The following is a 20499-nucleotide window of genomic DNA, read 5'->3' as shown; positions in this document are numbered from 1 at the left end:
CGGCTATTCTAACCAGCGTTTACCAACTCGGCGTAGCGGTCGCAGTCTTGGGTGTGGTCCATGACCATGCCCGAGGCCTGCATCAAGGCGTAGCAAATGGTCGGCCCGACGAAGGTGAACCCGGCCTTTTTCAAGCCTTTGCTCATCGCCAGCGCCTCGGGCGTGATGGCCGGCACTTCGGTGCGGTCCTTGAAGTGGTTGATGATGGGTTTGTCGCCGACGAACGACCAGAGGAACGCCACCGGGTCTTCCAGCGCCAGCCAGGCTTGGGCATTGCGGCGGGCGGCCTTGAGCTTGAGACGGTTGCGGATGATGCCGGGGTCGAGCATCAGGTCGTCGATTTCGGCGTCGCTCATTTGCGCCACGCGCTGCACGTCAAAACCGTACAGCACCTGCCGGTAGCGCTCGCGTTTGCGCAAAACGGTGATCCAGGACAGCCCGGCCTGGAACCCTTCGAGCAAAAGCAACTCGAACAAACCCTGCGCATCGCGCAGCGGCGTGCCCCACTCCTGATCGTGATAAGCCATGTACAAAGGATCGTCAGAACACCAAAAGCAGCGTGGCATAAGGCTCCAGGGGGCGTGCGCACGAACGAATCGGGTATACTCCCGCTCTTTAAATCGCAGCCCAAGAAACAGGTGAATTTCGTGAGCCAGCCTACGCCAGCCGTGCGTACCTTCCAAGACTTGATCCTCGCCCTCCAGCAATACTGGGCCGAGCAAGGTTGCGTGGTACTTCAGCCCTACGATATGGAAGTAGGCGCCGGCACTTTCCACACTGCCACGTTTCTGCGTGCCATCGGCCCGGAAACCTGGAACGCCGCTTATGTGCAGCCCAGCCGCCGCCCGACTGACGGCCGCTACGGCGAAAACCCGAACCGCCTGCAGCATTACTACCAGTTCCAGGTGGTACTGAAGCCGAACCCGGAAAACTTCCAGGAACTGTACCTGGGCTCCCTCAAGCACGTGGGCCTCGACCCGCTGGTGCACGACATTCGTTTCGTCGAAGACAACTGGGAATCGCCGACACTGGGCGCCTGGGGCCTGGGCTGGGAAGTCTGGCTCAACGGCATGGAAGTGACTCAGTTCACCTACTTCCAGCAGGCGGGCGGCATCGAGTGCTACCCGGTGACCGGCGAGATTACCTACGGTCTGGAACGCCTGGCCATGTACCTGCAAGGCGTGGATTCGGTCTACGACCTGGTGTGGGCTGACGGCCCGTTCGGCAAAGTGACCTACGGCGACGTGTTCCACCAGAACGAAGTGGAGCAGTCGACCTACAACTTCGAACACGCCAACGTCGAGAAGCTGTTCGAGCTGTTCGATTTCTATGAAAGCGAAGCCAAGCGCCTGATCGAACTGGATCAGCCGCTGCCGTTGCCAAGCTACGAAATGGTGTTGAAGGCCTCCCATACCTTCAACCTGCTGGACGCACGCCGGGCGATTTCCGTGACCGCGCGCCAGCAATACATCCTGCGTGTACGCACCTTGGCGCGTTCCGTTGCGCAAGCCTACCTGCTGGCCCGTGCCAAGCTGGGCTTCCCGATGGCGACCCCGGACCTGCGTGATGAAGTGTTGGCTAAGCTGGAGGCTGCACAATGAGTGCGCAAGATTTCCTGGTTGAACTGGGCACCGAAGAACTGCCACCCAAAGCCCTGAATACCCTGGCCGACGCGTTCCTGGCTGGCATCGACAAAGGCCTGCAAGCCGCTGGCCTGAGCTACGAAGCCAAGCAAGTTTACGCCGCGCCGCGCCGCCTGGCCGTGCTGATCACCGCCCTGGCGACCCAGCAGCCGGACCGCAGCATCAACCTTGATGGCCCGCCACGTCAGGCCGCGTTCGATGCCGATGGCAACCCGACCCAGGCCGCCCTGGGCTTCGCCAAGAAGTGCGGCGTGGACCTGAGCGAAATCGACCAGAGCGGCCCGAAGCTGCGCTACAGCCAAAGCATCAAAGGCAAGCCGACCGCCAGCCTGTTGCCGACCATCGTCGAAGACTCCCTCAATGACTTGCCGATTCCCAAGCGCATGCGCTGGGCCGCGCGCAAGGAAGAGTTCGTGCGTCCGACCCAATGGCTGGTGATGCTGCTCGGTGACCAGGTCATCGACTGCACGATCCTGGCCCAGAAGGCCGGTCGCGATTCCCGCGGCCACCGTTTCCATCATCCGCAAAGCGTGCGCATCACCTCGCCGGCCAACTACCTGGCCGACCTGCGTGCCGCCTACGTGCTGGCCGATGCCAACGAGCGCCGCGAGCTGATCAGCAAGCGCACCGAAGAGCTGGCGACCCTGCAGGAAGGCACCGCGATCGTGCCGCCAAGCCTGCTCGACGAAGTGACCGCGCTGGTGGAATGGCCGGTGCCGCTGGTGTGCTCGTTCGAGGAACGTTTCCTTGAAGTGCCACAGGAAGCGCTGATCACCACCATGCAGGACAACCAGAAGTACTTCTGCCTGCTGGACGCCGAAGGCAAGTTGCTGCCGCGCTTCATTACAGTCGCCAACATCGAAAGCAAGGACCCGCAGCAGATCATCGCCGGTAACGAGAAAGTCGTTCGCCCGCGCCTGACCGATGCCGAGTTCTTCTTCAAGCAAGACAAGAAGCAGCCGCTGGAAAGCTTCAACGAGCGCCTGCAGAACGTGGTATTCCAGGAAAAACTCGGCAGCGTCTACGACAAGGCCGAGCGCGTGTCGAAACTGGCGGCGTTCATCGCCCCGCGCATCGGCGGCGATGCCCAGCGCGCGGCCCGTGCCGGCATCCTGTCCAAGTGCGACTTGTCCACCGAGATGGTCGGTGAGTTCCCGGAGATGCAAGGCGTCGCCGGTTACTACTACGCCCTCAACGATGGCGAGCCGCAGGACGTGGCCCTGGCGCTGAACGAACAGTACATGCCGCGCGGTGCCGGCGCTGAACTGCCGACCACCCTGACCGGTGCGGCCGTGGCGATTGCCGACAAGCTCGATACTCTGGTCGGCATCTTCGGCATTGGCATGCTGCCTACCGGTAGCAAAGACCCGTATGCCTTGCGTCGCGCGGCGCTGGGTGTGTTGCGGATCCTGATCGACAAGCAGCTGGACCTGGACCTGAACGACGCCGTGGCGTTTGCCGTCAACGCGTTCGGCAGCAAGGTCAAGGCTGCCGGCTTGGCCGATGCCGTGCTGGAATTCATCTTCGACCGCCTGCGTGCGCGTTATGAAGATGAAGGCGTCGATGTCGCGACCTACCTGTCGGTGCGTGCCCTGAAGCCGGGCTCGGCCCTGGACTTCGACCAGCGCGTACAAGCGGTGCAGGCGTTCCGCAAACTGCCGGAAGCGGCTGCATTGGCGGCGGTGAACAAGCGGGTGTCGAACCTGCTCAGCAAGGCTGAGCCGTCCACCAACACCGCTGAAGCGCGTTATTTCGATAACGCGGCAGAGTTCTCGCTCAACTCGGCAATTCAACAGGCAAGTACGTCGGTGCAACCGCTCATGGAAAAACGCGAGTACGCCGAAGCGCTGGCGCGCCTGGCGGCCCTGCGCGAGCCGGTCGATGCGTTCTTTGAGGCCGTGATGGTGAATGCGGACGACGAGAACGTGCGTCGAAACCGCTACGCACTGCTGACGCGTCTGCGCGGGTTGTTCCTCAACATCGCTGATATTTCCATGCTGGGTTGAGGAGCTGCTGTTGAAACTGCTGATTCTCGATCGGGACGGGGTGATCAATCACGACTCCGACGCTTACATCAAATCGGTGGAGGAGTGGTTGCCGCTCCCCGGTTCGATCGAAGCCATCGCGCAGTTGAGCAAGGCCGGCTGGACGGTGGCGGTCGCCACCAACCAGTCGGGCATCGCCCGCGGTTACTACGACCTTGCCGTGCTCGAGGCCATGCATGAGCGCTTGCGCGAACTGGTGGCCGAGCGGGGCGGGGAAGTCGGGTTGATCGTCTATTGTCCACATGGACCGGATGAAGGCTGTGATTGCCGCAAGCCCAAGCCGGGCATGTTGAAAGCCATTGCCGCCCATTACGACGTGGGGCTGGCGGGCGTGTGGTTTGTCGGCGACAGTTCAGGTGACCTGGAGGCGGCCAAGGCCGTCGATTGTCAGCCAGTTTTGGTAAAGACCGGCAAAGGCGAAAAGACTCTGGGCAAGACCCTACCGGTGGGCACCTTGATTTTTGACGACCTGGCGGCGGTTGCCGCTGAACTTATCCACAATTAGAGCTCCCAAGACATCCTGATCAAGGATTGTTCGGGAAGCGCTTTAACAGGCGGGCATTGCCCGCAACGGTAAACGCCGCTATGTCGATATTGCAGGCCATCAGAACCTTCCTCTTTTACCTGCTGTTGGGCACCAGTTCCTTGCTGTGGTGTTCCTTGAGTTTTTTTATCGCGCCTTTTTTGCCGTTCAAGGCGCGCTACCGTTTCATCAACGTCTATTGGTGCCGCTGCGCGCTGTGGCTGAGCAAAGTGTTCCTGGGCATCAGCTACGAAGTGAAGGGCGCCGAGAACGTACCGGACCGCCCCTGCGTGATCCAGTCCAACCACCAGAGCACCTGGGAGACGTTCTTCCTCTCGGCCTATTTCGAGCCGTTGAGCCAAGTCCTCAAGCGTGAACTGTTGTTCGTGCCGTTCTTTGGCTGGGCCATGGCGATGCTACGGCCGATTGCCATCGATCGTGACAATCCCAAATTGGCTCTCAAGCAAGTGGCGAAGAAGGGTGACGAGCTGCTCAAGGACAACACTTGGGTGCTGATCTTCCCCGAGGGCACCCGCGTTCCTTACGGGACTGTTGGCAAGTTCTCCCGCAGCGGTTCCGCATTGGCGGTGAACGCTGAGCTGCCGGTACTGCCGATTGCACACAATGCCGGTAAATTCTGGCCAAAGGCTGGCTGGGTCAGGAAGCCAGGCGTCATCACCGTGGTGATTGGCGAACCCATGTATGCCGAAGGCAGCGGGCCTCGCGCCATCGCCGCGCTCAATGATCGCGTACAGGCTTGGAATGAGCAGACACAACGGGAAATGGGTTCACTTCCACCGGGCCCTGCGCCAGTGGCCGCAACAGATGAGATCGCTGTCTGAGATCTGTGGATAACCTGTGTACCGTTCTTGCGATTTTTGCCGTTTTTACATTTTAACCACTTGATTTATATACATATTTCTTAAAAACATAAAACACCCAAAAGGGTGCATAAGTTTTTATAGGCGCAAAAAATCGCCGCGTTGGCAGCCAACGCGGCGATTTTTTTTCAGGTATCCAGCAGCGCCAGGCGCAGGCTGAATGTCGTGCCTTCGCCTACGACGCTGCGGCACTCGATTTGCCCGTCATGATGTTCCACAACAGCCTTGACCATCGACAGCCCCAAACCAATGCCATCGACACCATGGGCTGAGGAAAACCGTCTGTACTGGCTGAACAGATCCGGTAGTTCGTGGGCACCGATGCCTTTGCCCTGATCGATCACATCGCAGGTCAGCCATCCATCCGCGCATCGCACCTTCAGATAAATATGCGTGCCCGGCGCGCTGTACTTGATGGCGTTTTCCAGCAGATTGAATAGCGCGCGGGTCAGCAAGGACTGGTCCGCCTGTATGGTCGCTTCTTCATTGTCCATTTCATGGATCAGTTGGATGCGTTTTGCCTGGGCAATGGGTAATGCCTGGTCGACCACGTCCAACAGCAGCATGGCGAACAACGTTGGTTGGAACTGGTAGGTCTCGGATTCAGCCCTGGCCAATTGCACGAAGCCATCGGTCAGGTCCAGGGCGCGACGCACCTGGCGTTCTATCTGGTCGAATATGGGGTTGTCTGCGCCGCTCTGGTGCCGCTGCACATCGAGCAGGGCGAGGATCGCTGAGTGAGGGGCGCGCAGGTCATGGGACAGGAAACGCAGCATAAGGCTTCGCTGCTCTTGGGCTTCACGCTCGGCGCTCAGGTCGGTCAGGCTCAGCAACCAGCCAATGGGCGCGCTGCCATCCACTGGCAGTAGCGCGGCTCGCTCCAGGCGCAGGCTGCGCTCGTGACCGTCGCGAAACTCCACCAGGGGCAATGTGGATAAACGATGCCGCGCACTTTGCTCCAGCCCTGGGTAACCCAACTGTGCGAGGTGCTCCAACACATCGCCGCCCGCCAGGCCATGGCCAAACAGATCCCGGGCCTTGCGGTTACCCAGCAGCACCTTGCCCTGGGGATCGCTGATCATTGTCGCCACCGGCAGGTATTCCAGGCCGTCGGCAATGAAGCGGCGCGTGTCCCGGGTTCGACTCATGGCTTGTTCCAGGGCCATGATCTGGCCCTGCAAACGGTCACTGCCGGTATAGGGCGCACGGCGGCGTTCCGGGAACACCTTCGGCTCGGCGTCCAGGCGCGCCAGCTCCCAGCCGAAATAAGCCAGCACCACGCTCAGGCGTCGCCAGTTCCAGATCAGGTAGCCAAAGAGCATGCCCAATACGCTCGCCATCGGTGACCACCACCAACCACGAGCCGCCAGTACGGCACTGAGCAATAGCGCCAAGCTCATGCCGCCTACCGTCGTCCATAGCGCCAGGCGCGGGCGCAACAGCAGCAAGCCCAATACACACGCGACCATGCACACCGATAGTACGATTGAACTCGACCCGTTGCGTGTTGATTGGCTGCTCATCGAGAGTAGGGCGGTCAGCGGCAACAGCAGCAAACTTATCCACAGCCACTCGCGCACCAACTGTCGAAACAGTCGCTGGACCTGGGTGGGTTCACGACTTTCCTGGCGGCGCTGATTGCTCATGGGCACCGGGACCGGACACAAGGACTGGTAATGTTTGTCATGGGCAGGGCTCAGGCCAACAGGCGGAAAAATCCAAGACTATAGCGGAGTCGATGGGTGGCGCGCTGCTACCTTTCCCTCTGCGCCGCGAGCCGGTATTGTCACAGCCAGCGACGGGGCCACTGCTGCGCATGCCACCTGAGATGTCCGTTACTTCCGAGATAAGGAAATCGCGTCCCATGCGTGTCGCCATACTGGATGACGAACCGGCCGAGCTGCGCCGGGTAGAACAGACACTTCAACAGATTCCCGGCAGGGGCGAGCAGGCCTGGACCCTGCACAGTTTCGAACGCGGCGAAGACCTGTTGCGGCAATTGCGCCGGGAAACCTTCGACTTGCTGATTCTCGACTGGCAGTTGCCCGATATCAGTGGCTTGTCCCTGTTGCGCTGGACCCGTGAGCACATGGACTCGCCACCGGCCGCGATCATGCTCACCAGCCGCGACGGCGAGCACGATATCGTCCAGGCCCTCAACGCTGGGGCCGACGATTACGTGAGCAAGCCGTTTCGGCCCAACGAACTCAAGGCCCGGGTCGCCGCCGTGCTGCGCCGCCACAACCTGCAACGCGCCCCGGCCAATGATGTGCTGGTGTTCAATGACCTGACGTTCGACGACGCCGAACTGACCATCACCCGCGCGGGTATCCCCATCAGCCTGACCGAACGGGAGTACCGCTTGGCCCGCTGCCTGTTTGCTAACCTGGGCCGGCCACTATCGCGGGAATATTTCTACGAGCGCTTCTGGAGCCATGAGGAAATGACTTCATCCCGTCCGCTCGATACCCATATCTATCGGCTGCGCAACAAGCTGGGGCTGACGGCTGATCGGGGATGGCAGTTGCTGACGATTTATGGCTATGGCTATCGATTGGAGAGCGTGGCGGCGGGGAGTGAGGCGTCGGTGGCCAGTTAGGAAAGACTGGTTGCCTCTGTGGTGAGGAAGCTTGCTCCCTCACCACAGTGGATATTACCCGAGGGTCTGTACCAAGCCTCCGGTTTTTTTGATCCGACGACGCTGGATCAGCATTCCGGAGGCGACCACCAGCATGCTGAGCAAACCGGTCGCCAGGATCTCTACGCGATGGGCTTCCTGGAACAACATGATGGTCAGGGCACCGACGATGAAGACGATCACGGCGTAAGTCAGGCCCGGAAACAGCCACATGCTGAAAGCGATTTTTTCACCACGGGCCATGCGCTGCTTGCGCATGCGCAGTTGTGAAAAAGCGATGACCAAGTAGACCAGCAAGGCGATAGCGCCAGAACTCGCCAGCAGGAATTCGAACACCGCAGCCGGGGCCACGTAGTTGGCAAACACCGCAAGGAAAGCGGCTGCGGTGGACAACATCACCGCCCAGTAAGGCGTACCGCTCTTGTTGGTGCGCTGGGAAACAACGGGCGCATCACCGCGCTTGCCCAGCGAGAACATCATGCGCGAAGCCGTATAAAGCGCTGAGTTCAGGCAGCTCGTCACAGCAACCAGGACCACGATATCGACGATCAGCTTGGCGTTGGGGATGCCCATGCGCTCAAGCACCGTCTGATAGGAACCCACACTGGCCAGCAGCGGGTCGTTCCATGGCACCAGGGCTACGACGATGAAGATGGAAACGAGATAGAACAGGCCGATCCGCCAGATGACCGAGTTGGTCGCCTTGGAAATCTGCTGGCCGGGGTTCTTCGATTCGGCCGCTGCGATGGTCACGATCTCGGTGCCCATGAACGAGAACATGGTGGTCAGGATCGCACCCAATACCGCACCCATACCGTTGGGCAAGAAGCCTTGGGTGTCGAACAGATGCGAAACCCCGCTGACCTGGCTGGTTGGCAACAGGCCAAGGATCGCCAGGATGCCAAGACCCACGAAGCCGACAATCGCAATGACTTTGACCAGGGCGAACCAGAACTCGAACTCGCCATAGTTTTTCACGCTGAACAGGTTGGTGACCGTCAGCAGCAGGGTGATAACCAAGGTGAAGGCCCAGATCGCCACGTTGGGAAACCAGGCGTGCAGGATGGTTGCGGCCGCGTTGGCCTCCAACGGGATAACCAGGACCCAGAACCACCAGTAGAGCCAGCCGATGGTGAAGCCTGCCCAATGACCAATCGCGCGATCGGCATAGGTCGAGAAGGAGCCGGTGTCCGGCGAAGCCACCGCCATTTCGCCCAGCATTCGCATCACCAATACCACCAGTGCACCTGCCGCAGCGTAAGCCAATAGCACCGCCGGACCGGCCGCGGCGATAGCGTGGCCGGAGCCGACGAATAAACCGGCGCCGATCACGCCGGCGATGGAGAGCATCGTCACATGCCGAGGCTTGAGTCCTTGCTCCAGTGTGTTGGAAGTTTGCGTACCGCTCATTGAGACTACCCTTGGTGTTGGATTTATTCGTACCACCTCGTACCCATCGTCTCTGTCAATTTAAAGAAACGATGTGTAAGTTATTAAACACGCAAGTTTTACGCCAGGAAACCTTACACCCCCGGTATCCGGGGGCTTCGTGAAATCGCTAACCTATTGAGCGTGAAGGCTTTACGCCAGTGTGTTACCCAGTTACTCGGCTCTTGACCGCTGTGTCTTAGAAGGCTGGTACTTTCAAAGCGTAAAAAAAAGCCAACGCATGAGCGTTGGCTTTTTTTGAGCGGGGGCGAAGCGCAAGGATCAGAAATCCAGGTTAGACACCGCCAACGCGTTGCTTTCGATGAAATCACGGCGAGGTTCGACCGCATCACCCATCAGGGTGTTGAAGATCTGGTCCGCACCAATGGCGTCTTCGATGGTGACTTTCAGCATCCGGCGCGAGCTTGGGTCCATGGTGGTTTCCCACAGCTGATCCGGGTTCATTTCGCCCAGACCTTTGTATCGCTGGATGGTGTGGCGCTTGGTGCTTTCGGCCATCAGCCATTCAAGGGCTTCCTTGAACTCGGTCACGGCTTTCTTGCGTTCGCCACGCTGGATGTACGCACCGTCGTCCAGCAGCGTGCTCAATTGCGCGCCAAGGGATACAACGGTCTTGTAGTCGTTGCTGCCGAAGAAGTCGCGGTTGAAGGTAACGTAGTTCGACAAGCCATGGGAGATCAGTTCAACCTCCGGCAACCAGACGTTACGTTCACGGTCTTCGCGCAGGCTGGCTTTGTACACCAGGCCCGATTTCTCGACGGTACGCAGGCGCACTTCGTACTGGGCCAGCCAATCCTGCATCGCCGCGTGATCGGACAGTTGCTCCAGGCTGACAGCCGGCAGGTAGATGAAGTGCTCGGTCAGTTCCTGTGGGTACAGGCGCGACAAACGCTTGAGCGTCTTCATCACCAAACGGAAATCGTTGACCAGGCGCTCAAGGGCTTCACCGGAAATTCCCGGGGCATCTTCGTTCAGGTGCAGGCTCGCATCTTCCAAGGCCGACTGTGTCATGTACTCTTCCATGGCGTCGTCGTCTTTGATGTATTGCTCTTGCTTGCCTTTCTTGACCTTGTACAGCGGCGGCTGGGCGATGTAGATGTAGCCACGCTCGATCAGCTCCGGCAACTGACGGAAGAAGAACGTCAGCAGCAGGGTACGGATGTGCGAACCGTCGACGTCAGCATCGGTCATGATGATGATGTTGTGATAGCGCAGCTTGTCGATGTTGTACTCTTCGCGGCCGATGCCGCAGCCCAGCGCAGTGATCAAGGTGCCGACTTCCTGGGAGGAAATCATCTTGTCGAAGCGCGCCTTCTCAACGTTGAGGATCTTGCCCTTGAGTGGCAGGATGGCCTGGGTGCGACGGTTGCGTCCCTGCTTGGCGGAGCCGCCAGCAGAGTCACCTTCCACGAGGTACAGTTCGGACAGGGCAGGGTCCTTTTCCTGGCAGTCAGCCAGTTTTCCTGGCAGGCCGGCGATGTCCAGCGCGCCTTTGCGGCGAGTCATCTCACGGGCCTTGCGCGCCGCTTCACGGGCACGGGCGGCGTCGATCATCTTGCCGACCACCAGCTTGGCTTCGTTCGGGTTTTCCAACAGGAAGTCGGAGAAGTATTTGCCCATTTCCTGTTCGACCGCGGTCTTCACTTCGGAAGAGACCAGCTTATCCTTGGTCTGGGAACTGAACTTCGGATCCGGCACTTTTACCGAAATGATCGCTGTCAGGCCTTCACGGGCATCGTCACCAGTGGTGGCGACTTTATGCTTCTTCGCCAGGCCTTCCTGCTCGATGTAGTTGTTCAGGTTACGCGTCAGCGCCGAACGGAAACCCACCAGGTGAGTGCCGCCGTCGCGCTGTGGAATGTTGTTGGTGAAGCACAACAGGTTCTCATTGAAGCTGTCATTCCACTGCAGGGCGATTTCCACGCCGATGCCGTCTTCACGCTGGATGTTGAAGTGGAACACCTGATTGACCGCAGTCTTGTTGGTGTTCAGGTATTCAACGAACGCTCGCAGACCGCCTTCGTACTTGAACAGCTCTTCCTTGCCGCTGCGCTCGTCCTTGAGGACGATGCCCACACCGGAGTTCAGGAAGGACAGCTCGCGGATCCGCTTGGCCAGGATGTCCCAGCTGAAATGGATGTTCTTGAAGGTTTCGCTGGAAGCCTTGAAGTGAATCTGGGTGCCGGTGGTCTCGCTGTCGCCAACGATCGCCATCGGTGCCTGAGGCACGCCGTGGATGTAGGTCTGTTCCCAGATCTTGCCGCTGCGGCGTACGGTCAGTACGAGTTGTTCAGACAGCGCGTTCACTACCGACACACCTACGCCGTGCAGGCCGCCGGATACCTTGTAGGAGTTGTCGTCGAACTTACCGCCAGCGTGCAGCACGGTCATGATGACCTCGGCGGCGGAAACGCCTTCCTCTTTGTGCACGTCTACCGGGATGCCACGGCCGTTATCGCGAACGGTGATGGACTCATCCGGGTGGATGATGATGCTGATGTCGTCGCAATAACCGGCGAGGGCTTCGTCGATGGAGTTGTCGACCACCTCGAACACCATGTGGTGCAGACCGCTGCCATCGTCGGTGTCACCAATGTACATACCGGGACGTTTGCGTACGGCATCCAGGCCTTTCAGCACTTTAATGCTCGTTGAGTCGTACGTATTTTCTTCGCTCAATGCCTTCACTCCCGATGGTCGTGGGTCTGGGTGATACGGCCCTGTTCCACGTGGAACAGGGCGACTGGCGTTTCCGTCTGCCAGCCTTCCCTCAATAATTCGTGATCTACACAGGTGATGAACACCTGGCAGCGTAAGTCTTCCAACAAGCGGCACAGCGCACGACGGTGGGCTTCGTCCAGTTCGGACGGCAGGTCATCCACCAGATAAATACACTGCCCGCGACGGGCCTGGCTCACCAGGTGCCCTTGGGCAATACGCAAGGCGCAAACCACCAACTTCTGCTGACCGCGGGACAAGATGTCCGCAGCGTTGTGGGCGCCCAATCTAAGACGCAAATCAGCACGTTGGGGTCCGGCCTGGGTATGGCCCATCTGCTGGTCCCGCTGCAGCGAGCCAGCCAGCACGGCACTCAGTTCCCGGTCCTTGTCCCAGCCTCGGTAATAGCTGAGCGTCAGGCCCTCAAGCTCAACCAGTTCGCTCAAGGTCTGCTCGAAGACCGGTTTCAAGGCTTTGATGTAAGCGCGGCGGTATTCATCTATTTCAGCGCTGGCCTGGCACAGTTCCCTGTCCCAAACCGCTTGCGAAACGGCGTCAAGTGTACCATGTCGCAGCCAAGAGTTTCTCTGGCGCAGCGCCTTCTGCAAGCGCTGCCACGTCGACATGAAGCGCGGTTCCACGTGGAACACACCCCAGTCGAGAAACTGCCGGCGAATCTTCGGCGCCCCCTCCAACAAGCGGAAACTGTCCGGGTTGATCAGCTGCAACGGCAGGATCTCCGCCAGTTGGGCGGCGCTGCGAGCGTTTTGTCCATCAATCCGAATCTGGAACTCACCCTGCCGGTCCCGGGAAATACCCAAGGCACTATGACCACCTTCCGCCAGCTCTACCTGACCGAATACCGTGCATGCCAGTTGATCGTACTGGATGACCGGCAACAGACGGCTGCTACGAAACGAACGGGCAAGGCCAAGCAGGTGCACGGCTTCCAGGACGCTGGTTTTGCCGCTGCCGTTGGCGCCGTAAAGGATATTGATGCGGGGGGAAGGGGAGAAGGTCACCGGGTGCAGATTGCGCACCGCGGTGACCGAGACGCGACTTAAGGACATCTAGCTTCTGCTGGGCATGATTACAGACGCATCGGCATGACAACGTAAGCCGAATCGTCGTTGTCGGACTCTTGCACCAGCGCACTGCTGTTGGAGTCAGACAGGATCAAACGTACCTGCTCAGTGGTCATCACGCCCAACACGTCGAGCAGATAGCTGACGTTGAAGCCGATTTCCAGGGAGCCACCGTTATAGTCAACGCCCACTTCTTCTTCCGCTTCTTCCTGCTCCGGGTTGTTCGCCTGGATTTTTAGCTGACCGTTGGCCAGTTGCAGACGAATGCCACGGTACTTCTCGTTGGACAGAATCGCGGTACGGCTGAAGGCTTCACGCAGGGCCTGACGGTCGCCCAATACCAGTTTGTCGCCACCTTTAGGCAGCACGCGCTCGTAGTCAGGGAATTTACCGTCCACCAATTTCGAGGTGAAGGTGAACTCGCCGGTGGTGGCGCGAATGTGGTGCTGGCCCAACACGATGCTGACGTTGCCATCCGGTTCAGTCAGCAGGCGGGCCAATTCCAGGATGCCTTTGCGCGGCACGATCACCTGATGGCGATCCGGTTGTCCGATATCGGCCTGCATCGAGCACATGGCCAGGCGGTGCCCGTCGGTGGCAACGGCGCGGATCACGCCAGCGGACACTTCCAGCAGCATACCGTTGAGGTAGTAGCGAACGTCCTGCTGGGCCATGGCGAAGCTGGTGCGCTCGATCAAGCGCCGCAGTTTGCTCTGGTCAAGGCTGCAGGTCAGCGAACCCGGGCCTTCTTCAACGGTCGGGAAATCGTTGGCTGGCAGCGTCGACAGGGTGAAGCGGCTGCGACCGGCCTTGACCACGAGCTTCTGCTCATCGACCTTGATGTCGATCAGCGCGTCGTTGGGCAGGCTTTTACAGATGTCCATCAGCTTGCGCGCCGGCACGGTGATGGAACCTGGATCAGCAGGCTCTTCAAGTTGTACTCGACCGACCAGCTCGACTTCCAGGTCGGTACCGGTCAGCGACAGTTGCTGGCCTTCGACAACCAACAGCACGTTGGAAAGTACCGGCAAGGTCTGGCGGCGTTCGACGACGCCTGCGACCAGTTGCAGGGGTTTCAACAGGGCTTCGCGTTGAATGGTGAAATGCATGGTCTAGTCCCTTGCCTTAATAAGCTGCGCTGGTGGTCATCAAGTGGTCAGTGTACGCAGCAGGTTCTTGTAGTCCTCGCGGATGTCCGCGTCGGATTCCTTAAGTTCGTTGATCTTGCGGCAGGCGTGCAGCACCGTAGTATGGTCGCGCCCGCCAAACACATCGCCAATTTCCGGCAGGCTGTGGTTGGTCAGTTCCTTGGACAGGGCCATGGCTACCTGGCGCGGACGAGCGACCGAACGCGAACGGCGTTTGGACAGCAAGTCGGAAATCTTGATTTTGTAGTATTCAGCCACGGTACGCTGAATGTTATCCACAGAAACCAGCTTGTCCTGCAATGCCAGCAGATCCTTCAATGACTCGCGAATCAACTCGATGGTGATATCGCGGCCCATGAAGTGCGAGTGAGCGATCACCCGCTTGAGCGCACCTTCGAGCTCACGCACGTTCGAGCGAATACGCTGAGCAATGAAGAACGCGGCGTCGTGAGGCAACTCGACCTTGGCCTGGTCGGCTTTCTTCATCAGGATCGCGACGCGGGTTTCCAGCTCGGGCGGCTCGACGGCCACCGTCAGGCCCCAGCCGAAACGCGACTTGAGGCGTTCTTCGAGGCCTTCGATTTCTTTCGGGTAACGGTCACTGGTGAGAATGACCTGCTGCCCGCCCTCAAGCAGTGCGTTGAAGGTGTGGAAAAACTCTTCCTGGGAACGTTCCTTGCGGGCGAAGAACTGGATGTCGTCGATCAGCAAGGCGTCTACCGAGCGGTAGAAACGCTTGAACTCGTTGATTGCGTTCAACTGCAGTGCCTTGACCATGTCAGCCACGAAACGCTCGGAATGCAAGTACACAACCTTGGCATTCGGGTTCTTCTTTAATAGGTGGTTACCTACCGCGTGCATCAAGTGGGTTTTACCCAGGCCGACACCGCCATAAAGGAAGAGCGGGTTGTAGCCATGCTTGGGGTTGTCCGCGACCTGCCAGGCGGCCGCGCGGGCCAGCTGGTTGGACTTACCCTCGACGAAATTCTCGAAGGTAAAGGTCCGGTTCAGGTAGCTGGTGTGCTTGAGCGCGCCCTCGACCTGGACAGTGCGTTGTTCGGCACGTACCGGTGCCTGCTGCGAGCTGGCACCGGCCATCGGGTCGAAGCTGTCGCGCGAAGGCTCTTCGCTGACCTCGGCGGCCTTTTGTGTATTGCGCTTGCTCGGCGCAGGTGCAGGCGCGGCGTGGTTGTTAACCGGCGCCGCGGCGGCCTGGGCCTGGGACGCTGCGGCGGCCAGCGGTGCATTGGGCGCCGCGCGCGGTGCCGAACTGCGTTTGCTGCCTATTAATAAGGACAACGCAGGCGCCATGCCATTGCCGTGCTCGTCGAGCAGCTCCATGACCCGGCCCAGGTACTTTTCGTTGACCCAGTCGAGAACGAAGCGGTTCGGTGCATAGACACGCAACTCGTCGCCTTCGGCTTCGACCTGTAGTGGACGGATCCAAGTGTTGAATTGTTGGGCAGGCAGCTCATCGCGCAAAAGCTCCACGCACTGCTGCCAAAGTTCCACTGACACGGATATCCCCTAAGTTGAAAGCCGGTGAGGCAAAAACAAGCGGCCATTGTAGCGAGCAGGCGCCCACTTATCCACATGCAGGTTGCTGTTCGCCCATGATTTATCAATGTCTTAACAGAAAGAAAGCCGACCGGCGGTCGGTGGATAAGCTCTGTGGATAACCCCCCATGAGCTCGTTGTACAAGTGGGGGTTGAAGTCGGTGGATAACCCGACTGTGGATAACTACCCTTTCCACACACAGCTTATCCGACAGCGCGGCACAGGCTTGCCACCGCTTTCCCCCGTAGTTGTCATTCTCTGTACACAGCGTGATACCTGGGCCCAAGGCAGTTATCCACAGAAGGATGGCGGCCTTGCTTTTATAAGCTTTACAGAAAAGCTTTAAATAATTCCCTTCTTTATTTCTATATCTAGCGTTGCGTGACGAAGGCAACCAGGGGAGCGGATATCTATTTAAAGGAAACGCTGGTTGGAAATTGACCTAGAGGCTTGCTTTCTCTAGAATCCCCGGTCTCTTAAAACGGGGGCCATTCCGGCCCGTTGTGGACGAACCAGGTAACACGACATGAAACGTACTTTCCAACCAAGCACTATCAAACGCGCTCGTACCCACGGTTTCCGTGCTCGCATGGCTACCAAGAACGGTCGTGCCGTCCTGTCGCGTCGTCGCGCCAAAGGTCGTGCGCGTCTGGCAGTTTGATAATCCGGCACTGGAGGTGAGTCAGGACTTCAGTCGGGAAAAGCGTCTGCTTACACCCCGGCATTTCAAGGCAGTCTTTGACTCCCCTACCGGCAAGGTTCCGGGGAAAAATCTCCTGCTCCTTGCGCGCAACAACGATCTCGATCACCCCCGACTAGGGCTGGTTATCGGGAAAAAGAGCGTCAAGCTCTCCGTTGAGCGCAATCGCCTCAAACGTCTGATGCGCGAATCGTTTCGCCTGAACCAGGATTCACTGGTCGGATGGGACATCGTTATCGTCGCGCGCAAAGGTTTGGGTGATGTAGAAAACCCCGAATTGATTCAGCATTTCGGCAAGCTCTGGAAGCGTCTGGCACGCAGCAAGCCAGTACCAGCAGTCAACACCGAAACTGTAGGGGTAGACAGTCCCGATGCGTAAACTGGCACTCGTTCCGATCCAGTTTTATCGCTATGCCATTAGTCCTTTGATGGCCAGTCACTGTCGTTTCTACCCCAGCTGTTCCTGCTACGCGTACGAAGCCATAGAAAATCATGGCCTTCTGCGCGGTGGCTGGCTGACCTTTCGTCGTTTAGGTCGCTGTCATCCGTGGAATCCCGGCGGTTATGACCCGGTTCCGCCTATCCCTACCTCCCGTTCTTCTTCGATGGCCGAGTAATCATGGATATCAAACGCACGATCCTGATCGTCGCCCTGGCAATCGTGTCCTATGTCATGGTCCTTAAATGGAACCAGGACTATGGCCAGGCTGCCTTGCCGACTCAGAATGTTGCAGCCAGCAATACCGCACCGAGCCTGCCGGATGTCCCAACTGCCAATAGCACCGCTGGCAATGACGATATCCCGCGCGCGGCAAGCGATACCAGCGCTCCTGCCGAAGCCCCAGTGGCTGCGAGCAAAGATCTTATCCAGATCAAGACGGACGTGCTCGAGCTGGCCATCGATCCACAAGGTGGTGACGTCGCCCAGCTGAAGCTGCCGCTGTATCCGCGCCGCCAGGATCATCCGGAAATCCCGTTCCAGTTGTTCGACAACGGTAACGAGCGCACGTATCTGGCCCAAAGTGGCCTGATCGGCACCAATGGTCCGGATGCAAGCCCGGCCGGTCGCCCTGTGTACTCCGCCGAGAAGAAGACTTATCAACTGGCTGACGGTCAGGACCAACTGGTCGTAGACCTGAAGTTCAGCCAGGACGGCGTCAACTACATCAAGCGTTTCACCTTGAAACGCGGCCTGTATGACGTCACCGTCTCGTACCTGATCGACAACCAGAGCGCCCAGCCATGGTCCGGCGCGATGTTTGCCCAACTCAAGCGTGACGCCAGCGACGATCCTTCTTCCAGCACTGCTACCGGCACCGCGACTTACCTGGGCGCTGCCCTGTGGACAAGTTCGGAGCCGTACAAGAAAGTGTCCATGAAGGACATGAACAAGGGACCGCTCAAGGAAACCGTCCAAGGTGGTTGGGTTGCCTGGCTGCAGCATTATTTCGTAACCGCCTGGATCCCGCAGAAGGGCGACAGCAACATCGTCCAGACGCGTAAAGACAGCAAAGGCAACTTCATCATCGGCTACACCGGCCCGACATTGACTGCCGCGCCAGGTGCAAAAGCCGAAACCAGCGCCATTCTGTATGCCGGCCCTAAAAGCCAGGCGGTGCTGAAAGAGTTGTCCCCAGGTCTGGAATTGACCGTCGACTACGGTTTCCTGTGGTTCATTGCCCAGCCAATCTTCTGGCTGCTGCAACATATCCACAGCATCGTCGGCAACTGGGGCTGGTCGATCATCTTCCTGACCATGCTGATCAAAGGGATCTTCTTCCCGCTGTCGGCTGCCAGCTATAAATCCATGGCGCGCATGCGCGCAGTGGCACCGAAACTGGCTGCGCTGAAAGAGCAACATGGCGATGACCGGCAGAAAATGTCCCAAGCCATGATGGAGTTGTACAAGAAAGAGAAGATCAACCCGTTGGGTGGATGCTTGCCGATTCTTGTGCAGATGCCGGTGTTCCTGTCGCTGTACTGGGTTCTGCTGGAAAGCGTGGAGATGCGTCAGGCACCGTTCATGCTGTGGATTACCGACCTGTCGATCAAGGATCCGTTCTTCATCCTGCCGATCATCATGGGCGCGACCATGTTCATCCAGCAGCAGCTGAACCCAACGCCTCCGGACCCAATGCAGGCGAAGGTCATGAAAATGATGCCAATCATCTTCACCTTCTTCTTCCTGTGGTTCCCAGCTGGCCTGGTGCTGTACTGGGTTGTGAACAACGTGTTGTCCATTACTCAGCAGTGGTACATCACGCGTAAGATCGAAGCGGCTACGAAAAAAGCCGAGGCGTAACTTGCTCTGTGGATAACCACACAAAACGCCCCCTAGTGGGGCGTTTTGCTATCTACCACTTTTGTCTGGATACCGGTTTATGAACGCACCGCGTGAAACCATTGCCGCCGTTGCCACCGCCCAAGGTCGCGGGGGCGTCGGCATTGTCCGTATTTCGGGGCCCTTGGCCGGTGTTGCGGCCAAGGCGATCAGCGGTCGTGAACTCAAGCCGCGGTTTGCTCACTACGGGCCGTTTTTCAGTGATGACCAGCAAGTGTTGGATGAAGGCCTGGCCTTGTATTTTCCGGGACCGAATTCTTTCACTGGCGAAGACGTGCTCGAACTGCAAGGGCACGGCGGACCGATCGTACTGGACATGCTGCTCAAGCGCTGCCTTGAACTCGGTTGTCGCCTGGCTCGGCCCGGGGAGTTCAGCGAGCGGGCGTTTCTTAACGACAAGCTCGACCTGGCCCAGGCTGAAGCCATCGCCGATTTGATCGAAGCCAGCTCTGCACAGGCCGCGCGCAACGCGCTGCGCTCCTTGCAGGGCGCCTTTTCGCAGCGTGTGCATAACCTCACCGAGCAATTGATCGGCCTGCGCATCTACGTCGAGGCCGCAATCGACTTTCCGGAAGAGGAAATCGACTTCCTCGCCGATGGCCATGTGTTGAGCATGCTCGACAAGATCCGCGATGAGTTATCCACAGTGTTGCGTGAAGCAGGGCAAGGTGCATTGTTACGCGATGGCATGACCGTGGTAATCGCTGGACGACCAAACGCGGGCAAATCCAGCCTCCTGAATGCCTTGGCCGGCCGTGAGGCAGCCATCGTTACCGAAATTGCCGGCACTACCCGAGACATCTTGCGCGAACATATCCACATCGACGGGATGCCGCTCCATGTGGTGGACACCGCAGGCCTGCGGGACACTGACGATCAGGTGGAAAAGATTGGCGTCGAGCGGGCATTGAAGGCCATCGGTGAAGCCGACCGGGTGTTGCTGGTAGTGGATGCCACCTCGCCGGAAGCAGATGATCCCTTCGCCTTGTGGCCCGAATTCCTGGAAGTGCGCCCGGATCCGGCAAAGGTTACGTTGATTCGCAACAAGGCGGACCTGACCGGTGAAGCAATCGTCCTGGAAATCAGCGACGATGGCCACGTGACTATCAGCCTCAGCGCCAAATCGGCAGGTGAGGGTCTGGAACTGTTGCGCGAACACCTCAAGGCCTGCATGGGCTACGAGCAAACCTCGGAAAGCAGCTTCAGCGCCCGTCGGCGGCATCTAGAGGCTCTGCGTCACGCCAGCACAGCCCTGGAACACGGTCGTGCGCAGCTGACCTTGGCGGGGGCTGGTGAGCTGTTGGCCGAAGACCTTCGACTGGCGCAACAGTCCCTTGGTGAAATTACCGGCGCTTTCAGCTCTGATGATTTGCTGGGCCGAATCTTTTCAAGCTTTTGCATCGGTAAATAACACCACCTTTGCAACCGGGTTTGTTCTCGAAACTATCGAGCGCAACGCAAACCCGGTTCCTCCCCTTTCTTTTTTTAAACGATTGCCCTTGATGGCGGCGTGCCTATGGACGCTACGGTGTCCCCATTGGGCTGCTGCTTGTGGATTAAGACCTGTGAATAACTGGCCTTGAGGTCAGTAGATAAACCCCCTTCAAAACTGAAGATAATCGCCTCTGTGGATAACATCGTCATTCATCCACAGGCTTACACCGGTTATCCAAGCCACTCACTGCCACCTGAACACAGGGTTTTGAACCTCTGTACATACTGAAAATAAAGGGCTACAGCGCTTTATCCACAGAAAGGTGCCTCAGTAAG

Annotated in this window: 17 protein-coding genes; 10 read left to right on the top strand and 7 right to left on the bottom strand. The window is 58.7% G+C overall.

All coding sequences use genetic code 11. The annotated features are described in order from the left end of the window. Window positions 1–8 precede the first annotated feature (8 nt). The gene (locus tag AD663_RS00075; RefSeq protein ID WP_003177095.1) at window positions 9–566 is read right to left on the bottom strand and encodes a DNA-3-methyladenine glycosylase I; all 558 of its coding nucleotides are present in this window, start codon (window positions 564–566) and stop codon (window positions 9–11) included. An 81-nt stretch (window positions 567–647) separates the two neighbouring features. Between AD663_RS00075 and glyQ the strand changes: the two genes are divergently transcribed. The 4 genes from glyQ (at window position 648) to AD663_RS00055 (ending at window position 5053) form a co-directional block, all read left to right on the top strand. Next, window positions 648–1601 carry a glycine--tRNA ligase subunit alpha gene (gene glyQ / locus AD663_RS00070; RefSeq protein ID WP_003177094.1) on the top strand — a complete coding sequence of 318 codons (954 nt, stop codon included), beginning with the start codon at window positions 648–650 and terminating at the stop codon, window positions 1599–1601. Beyond that, window positions 1598–3649, top strand: coding sequence for a glycine--tRNA ligase subunit beta (gene glyS, locus AD663_RS00065; RefSeq protein ID WP_003177091.1), 2052 nt, complete (start codon window positions 1598–1600; stop codon window positions 3647–3649). The genes glyQ and glyS overlap by 4 nt, the downstream gene beginning before the upstream one ends. 4 nt (window positions 3650–3653) lie before the next feature. Beyond that, window positions 3654–4193 (top strand): D-glycero-beta-D-manno-heptose 1,7-bisphosphate 7-phosphatase, encoded by a 540-nt coding sequence (gmhB, locus tag AD663_RS00060; RefSeq protein WP_172680569.1) that lies wholly within the window; start codon window positions 3654–3656, stop codon window positions 4191–4193. Window positions 4194–4273: 80 nt separating this feature from the next. After that, window positions 4274–5053: a 1-acyl-sn-glycerol-3-phosphate acyltransferase gene (locus AD663_RS00055; protein ID WP_003177089.1), complete on the top strand. Its 780-nt coding sequence runs from the start codon at window positions 4274–4276 to the stop codon at window positions 5051–5053. 167 nt (window positions 5054–5220) lie between these two features. Here the strand turns inward: AD663_RS00055 and AD663_RS00050 are convergent, their stop codons facing one another. Beyond that, window positions 5221–6738, bottom strand: coding sequence for a PAS domain-containing sensor histidine kinase (locus tag AD663_RS00050; protein WP_053213052.1), 1518 nt, complete (start codon window positions 6736–6738; stop codon window positions 5221–5223). Between the two features lie 218 nt (window positions 6739–6956). Between AD663_RS00050 and AD663_RS00045 the strand changes: the two genes are divergently transcribed. After that, window positions 6957–7691, top strand: coding sequence for a response regulator transcription factor (locus AD663_RS00045; protein WP_003177087.1), 735 nt, complete (start codon window positions 6957–6959; stop codon window positions 7689–7691). Between the two features lie 54 nt (window positions 7692–7745). Here AD663_RS00045 and gabP read toward each other — a convergent pair whose 3' ends face one another. The 5 genes from gabP to dnaA all read right to left on the bottom strand — a co-directional run bounded on the left by gabP (window position 7746) and on the right by dnaA (window position 15648). Further along, window positions 7746–9140 (bottom strand): GABA permease, encoded by a 1395-nt coding sequence (gene gabP / locus AD663_RS00040; protein ID WP_003177086.1) that lies wholly within the window; start codon window positions 9138–9140, stop codon window positions 7746–7748. 300 nt (window positions 9141–9440) lie between these two features. Continuing rightward, window positions 9441–11858 (bottom strand): DNA topoisomerase (ATP-hydrolyzing) subunit B, encoded by a 2418-nt coding sequence (gene gyrB, locus AD663_RS00035; protein ID WP_003177085.1) that lies wholly within the window; start codon window positions 11856–11858, stop codon window positions 9441–9443. Between the two features lie 5 nt (window positions 11859–11863). Continuing rightward, entirely contained in the window at window positions 11864–12967 is a 1104-nt protein-coding gene (gene recF, locus AD663_RS00030) for a DNA replication/repair protein RecF (RefSeq protein ID WP_003177084.1), read from the bottom strand. A gap of 20 nt (window positions 12968–12987) precedes the next feature. Then, complete coding sequence (gene dnaN / locus AD663_RS00025) at window positions 12988–14091, bottom strand: DNA polymerase III subunit beta (protein WP_003177083.1); 1104 nt, start codon at window positions 14089–14091, stop codon at window positions 12988–12990. Between the two features lie 39 nt (window positions 14092–14130). Next, window positions 14131–15648 (bottom strand): chromosomal replication initiator protein DnaA, encoded by a 1518-nt coding sequence (gene dnaA / locus AD663_RS00020; RefSeq protein ID WP_053213051.1) that lies wholly within the window; start codon window positions 15646–15648, stop codon window positions 14131–14133. 566 nt (window positions 15649–16214) lie between these two features. Here dnaA and rpmH point away from each other — a divergent pair. From rpmH to mnmE, 5 genes are all read left to right on the top strand, one after another. Continuing rightward, complete coding sequence (gene rpmH / locus AD663_RS28010; protein ID WP_003213577.1) at window positions 16215–16349, top strand: 50S ribosomal protein L34; 135 nt, start codon at window positions 16215–16217, stop codon at window positions 16347–16349. A 16-nt stretch (window positions 16350–16365) separates the two neighbouring features. Then, window positions 16366–16767, top strand: a complete 402-nt coding sequence (gene rnpA, locus AD663_RS00015; RefSeq protein WP_003187205.1) for a ribonuclease P protein component — start codon at window positions 16366–16368, stop codon at window positions 16765–16767. Then, the gene (yidD, locus tag AD663_RS28005) at window positions 16760–17005 is read left to right on the top strand and encodes a membrane protein insertion efficiency factor YidD (RefSeq protein WP_010465488.1); all 246 of its coding nucleotides are present in this window, start codon (window positions 16760–16762) and stop codon (window positions 17003–17005) included. The genes rnpA and yidD overlap by 8 nt, the downstream gene beginning before the upstream one ends. Window positions 17006–17007: 2 nt before the next feature. Then, window positions 17008–18690, top strand: a complete 1683-nt coding sequence (gene yidC, locus AD663_RS00010) for a membrane protein insertase YidC (protein WP_003187204.1) — start codon at window positions 17008–17010, stop codon at window positions 18688–18690. 79 nt (window positions 18691–18769) lie between these two features. Next, the gene (mnmE, locus tag AD663_RS00005; protein WP_003187203.1) at window positions 18770–20140 is read left to right on the top strand and encodes a tRNA uridine-5-carboxymethylaminomethyl(34) synthesis GTPase MnmE; all 1371 of its coding nucleotides are present in this window, start codon (window positions 18770–18772) and stop codon (window positions 20138–20140) included. The last annotated feature ends 359 nt before the right edge of the window (window positions 20141–20499 follow it).

Source organism: Pseudomonas sp. Q12-87 (assembly GCF_001269755.1).
Classification (GTDB): Bacteria; Pseudomonadota; Gammaproteobacteria; order Pseudomonadales; family Pseudomonadaceae; genus Aquipseudomonas; species Aquipseudomonas fluorescens_S.
The sequence above is the reverse complement of the archived record's forward strand: the minus strand, read 5'-3'. Positions and strand labels throughout refer to the sequence as shown.

Bases quoted from the DNA above. Each gene is read 5' to 3' on its own strand.
- AD663_RS00075 (WP_003177095.1), bottom strand. From the start codon at position 566: ATGCCACGCTGCTTTTGGTGTTCTGACGATCCTTTGTACATGGCTTAT.
- glyS (WP_003177091.1), top strand. From the start codon at position 1,598: ATGAGTGCGCAAGATTTCCTGGTTGAACTGGGCACCGAAGAACTGCCA.
- AD663_RS00055 (WP_003177089.1), top strand. From the start codon at position 4,274: ATGTCGATATTGCAGGCCATCAGAACCTTCCTCTTTTACCTGCTGTTG.
- AD663_RS00050 (WP_053213052.1), bottom strand. From the start codon at position 6,738: ATGAGCAATCAGCGCCGCCAGGAAAGTCGTGAACCCACCCAGGTCCAG.
- AD663_RS00045 (WP_003177087.1), top strand. From the start codon at position 6,957: ATGCGTGTCGCCATACTGGATGACGAACCGGCCGAGCTGCGCCGGGTA.
- gabP (WP_003177086.1), bottom strand. From the start codon at position 9,140: ATGAGCGGTACGCAAACTTCCAACACACTGGAGCAAGGACTCAAGCCT.
- recF (WP_003177084.1), bottom strand. From the start codon at position 12,967: ATGTCCTTAAGTCGCGTCTCGGTCACCGCGGTGCGCAATCTGCACCCG.
- dnaN (WP_003177083.1), bottom strand. From the start codon at position 14,091: ATGCATTTCACCATTCAACGCGAAGCCCTGTTGAAACCCCTGCAACTG.
- rpmH (WP_003213577.1), top strand. From the start codon at position 16,215: ATGAAACGTACTTTCCAACCAAGCACTATCAAACGCGCTCGTACCCAC.
- yidD (WP_010465488.1), top strand. From the start codon at position 16,760: ATGCGTAAACTGGCACTCGTTCCGATCCAGTTTTATCGCTATGCCATT.
- yidC (WP_003187204.1), top strand. From the start codon at position 17,008: ATGGATATCAAACGCACGATCCTGATCGTCGCCCTGGCAATCGTGTCC.
- mnmE (WP_003187203.1), top strand. From the start codon at position 18,770: ATGAACGCACCGCGTGAAACCATTGCCGCCGTTGCCACCGCCCAAGGT.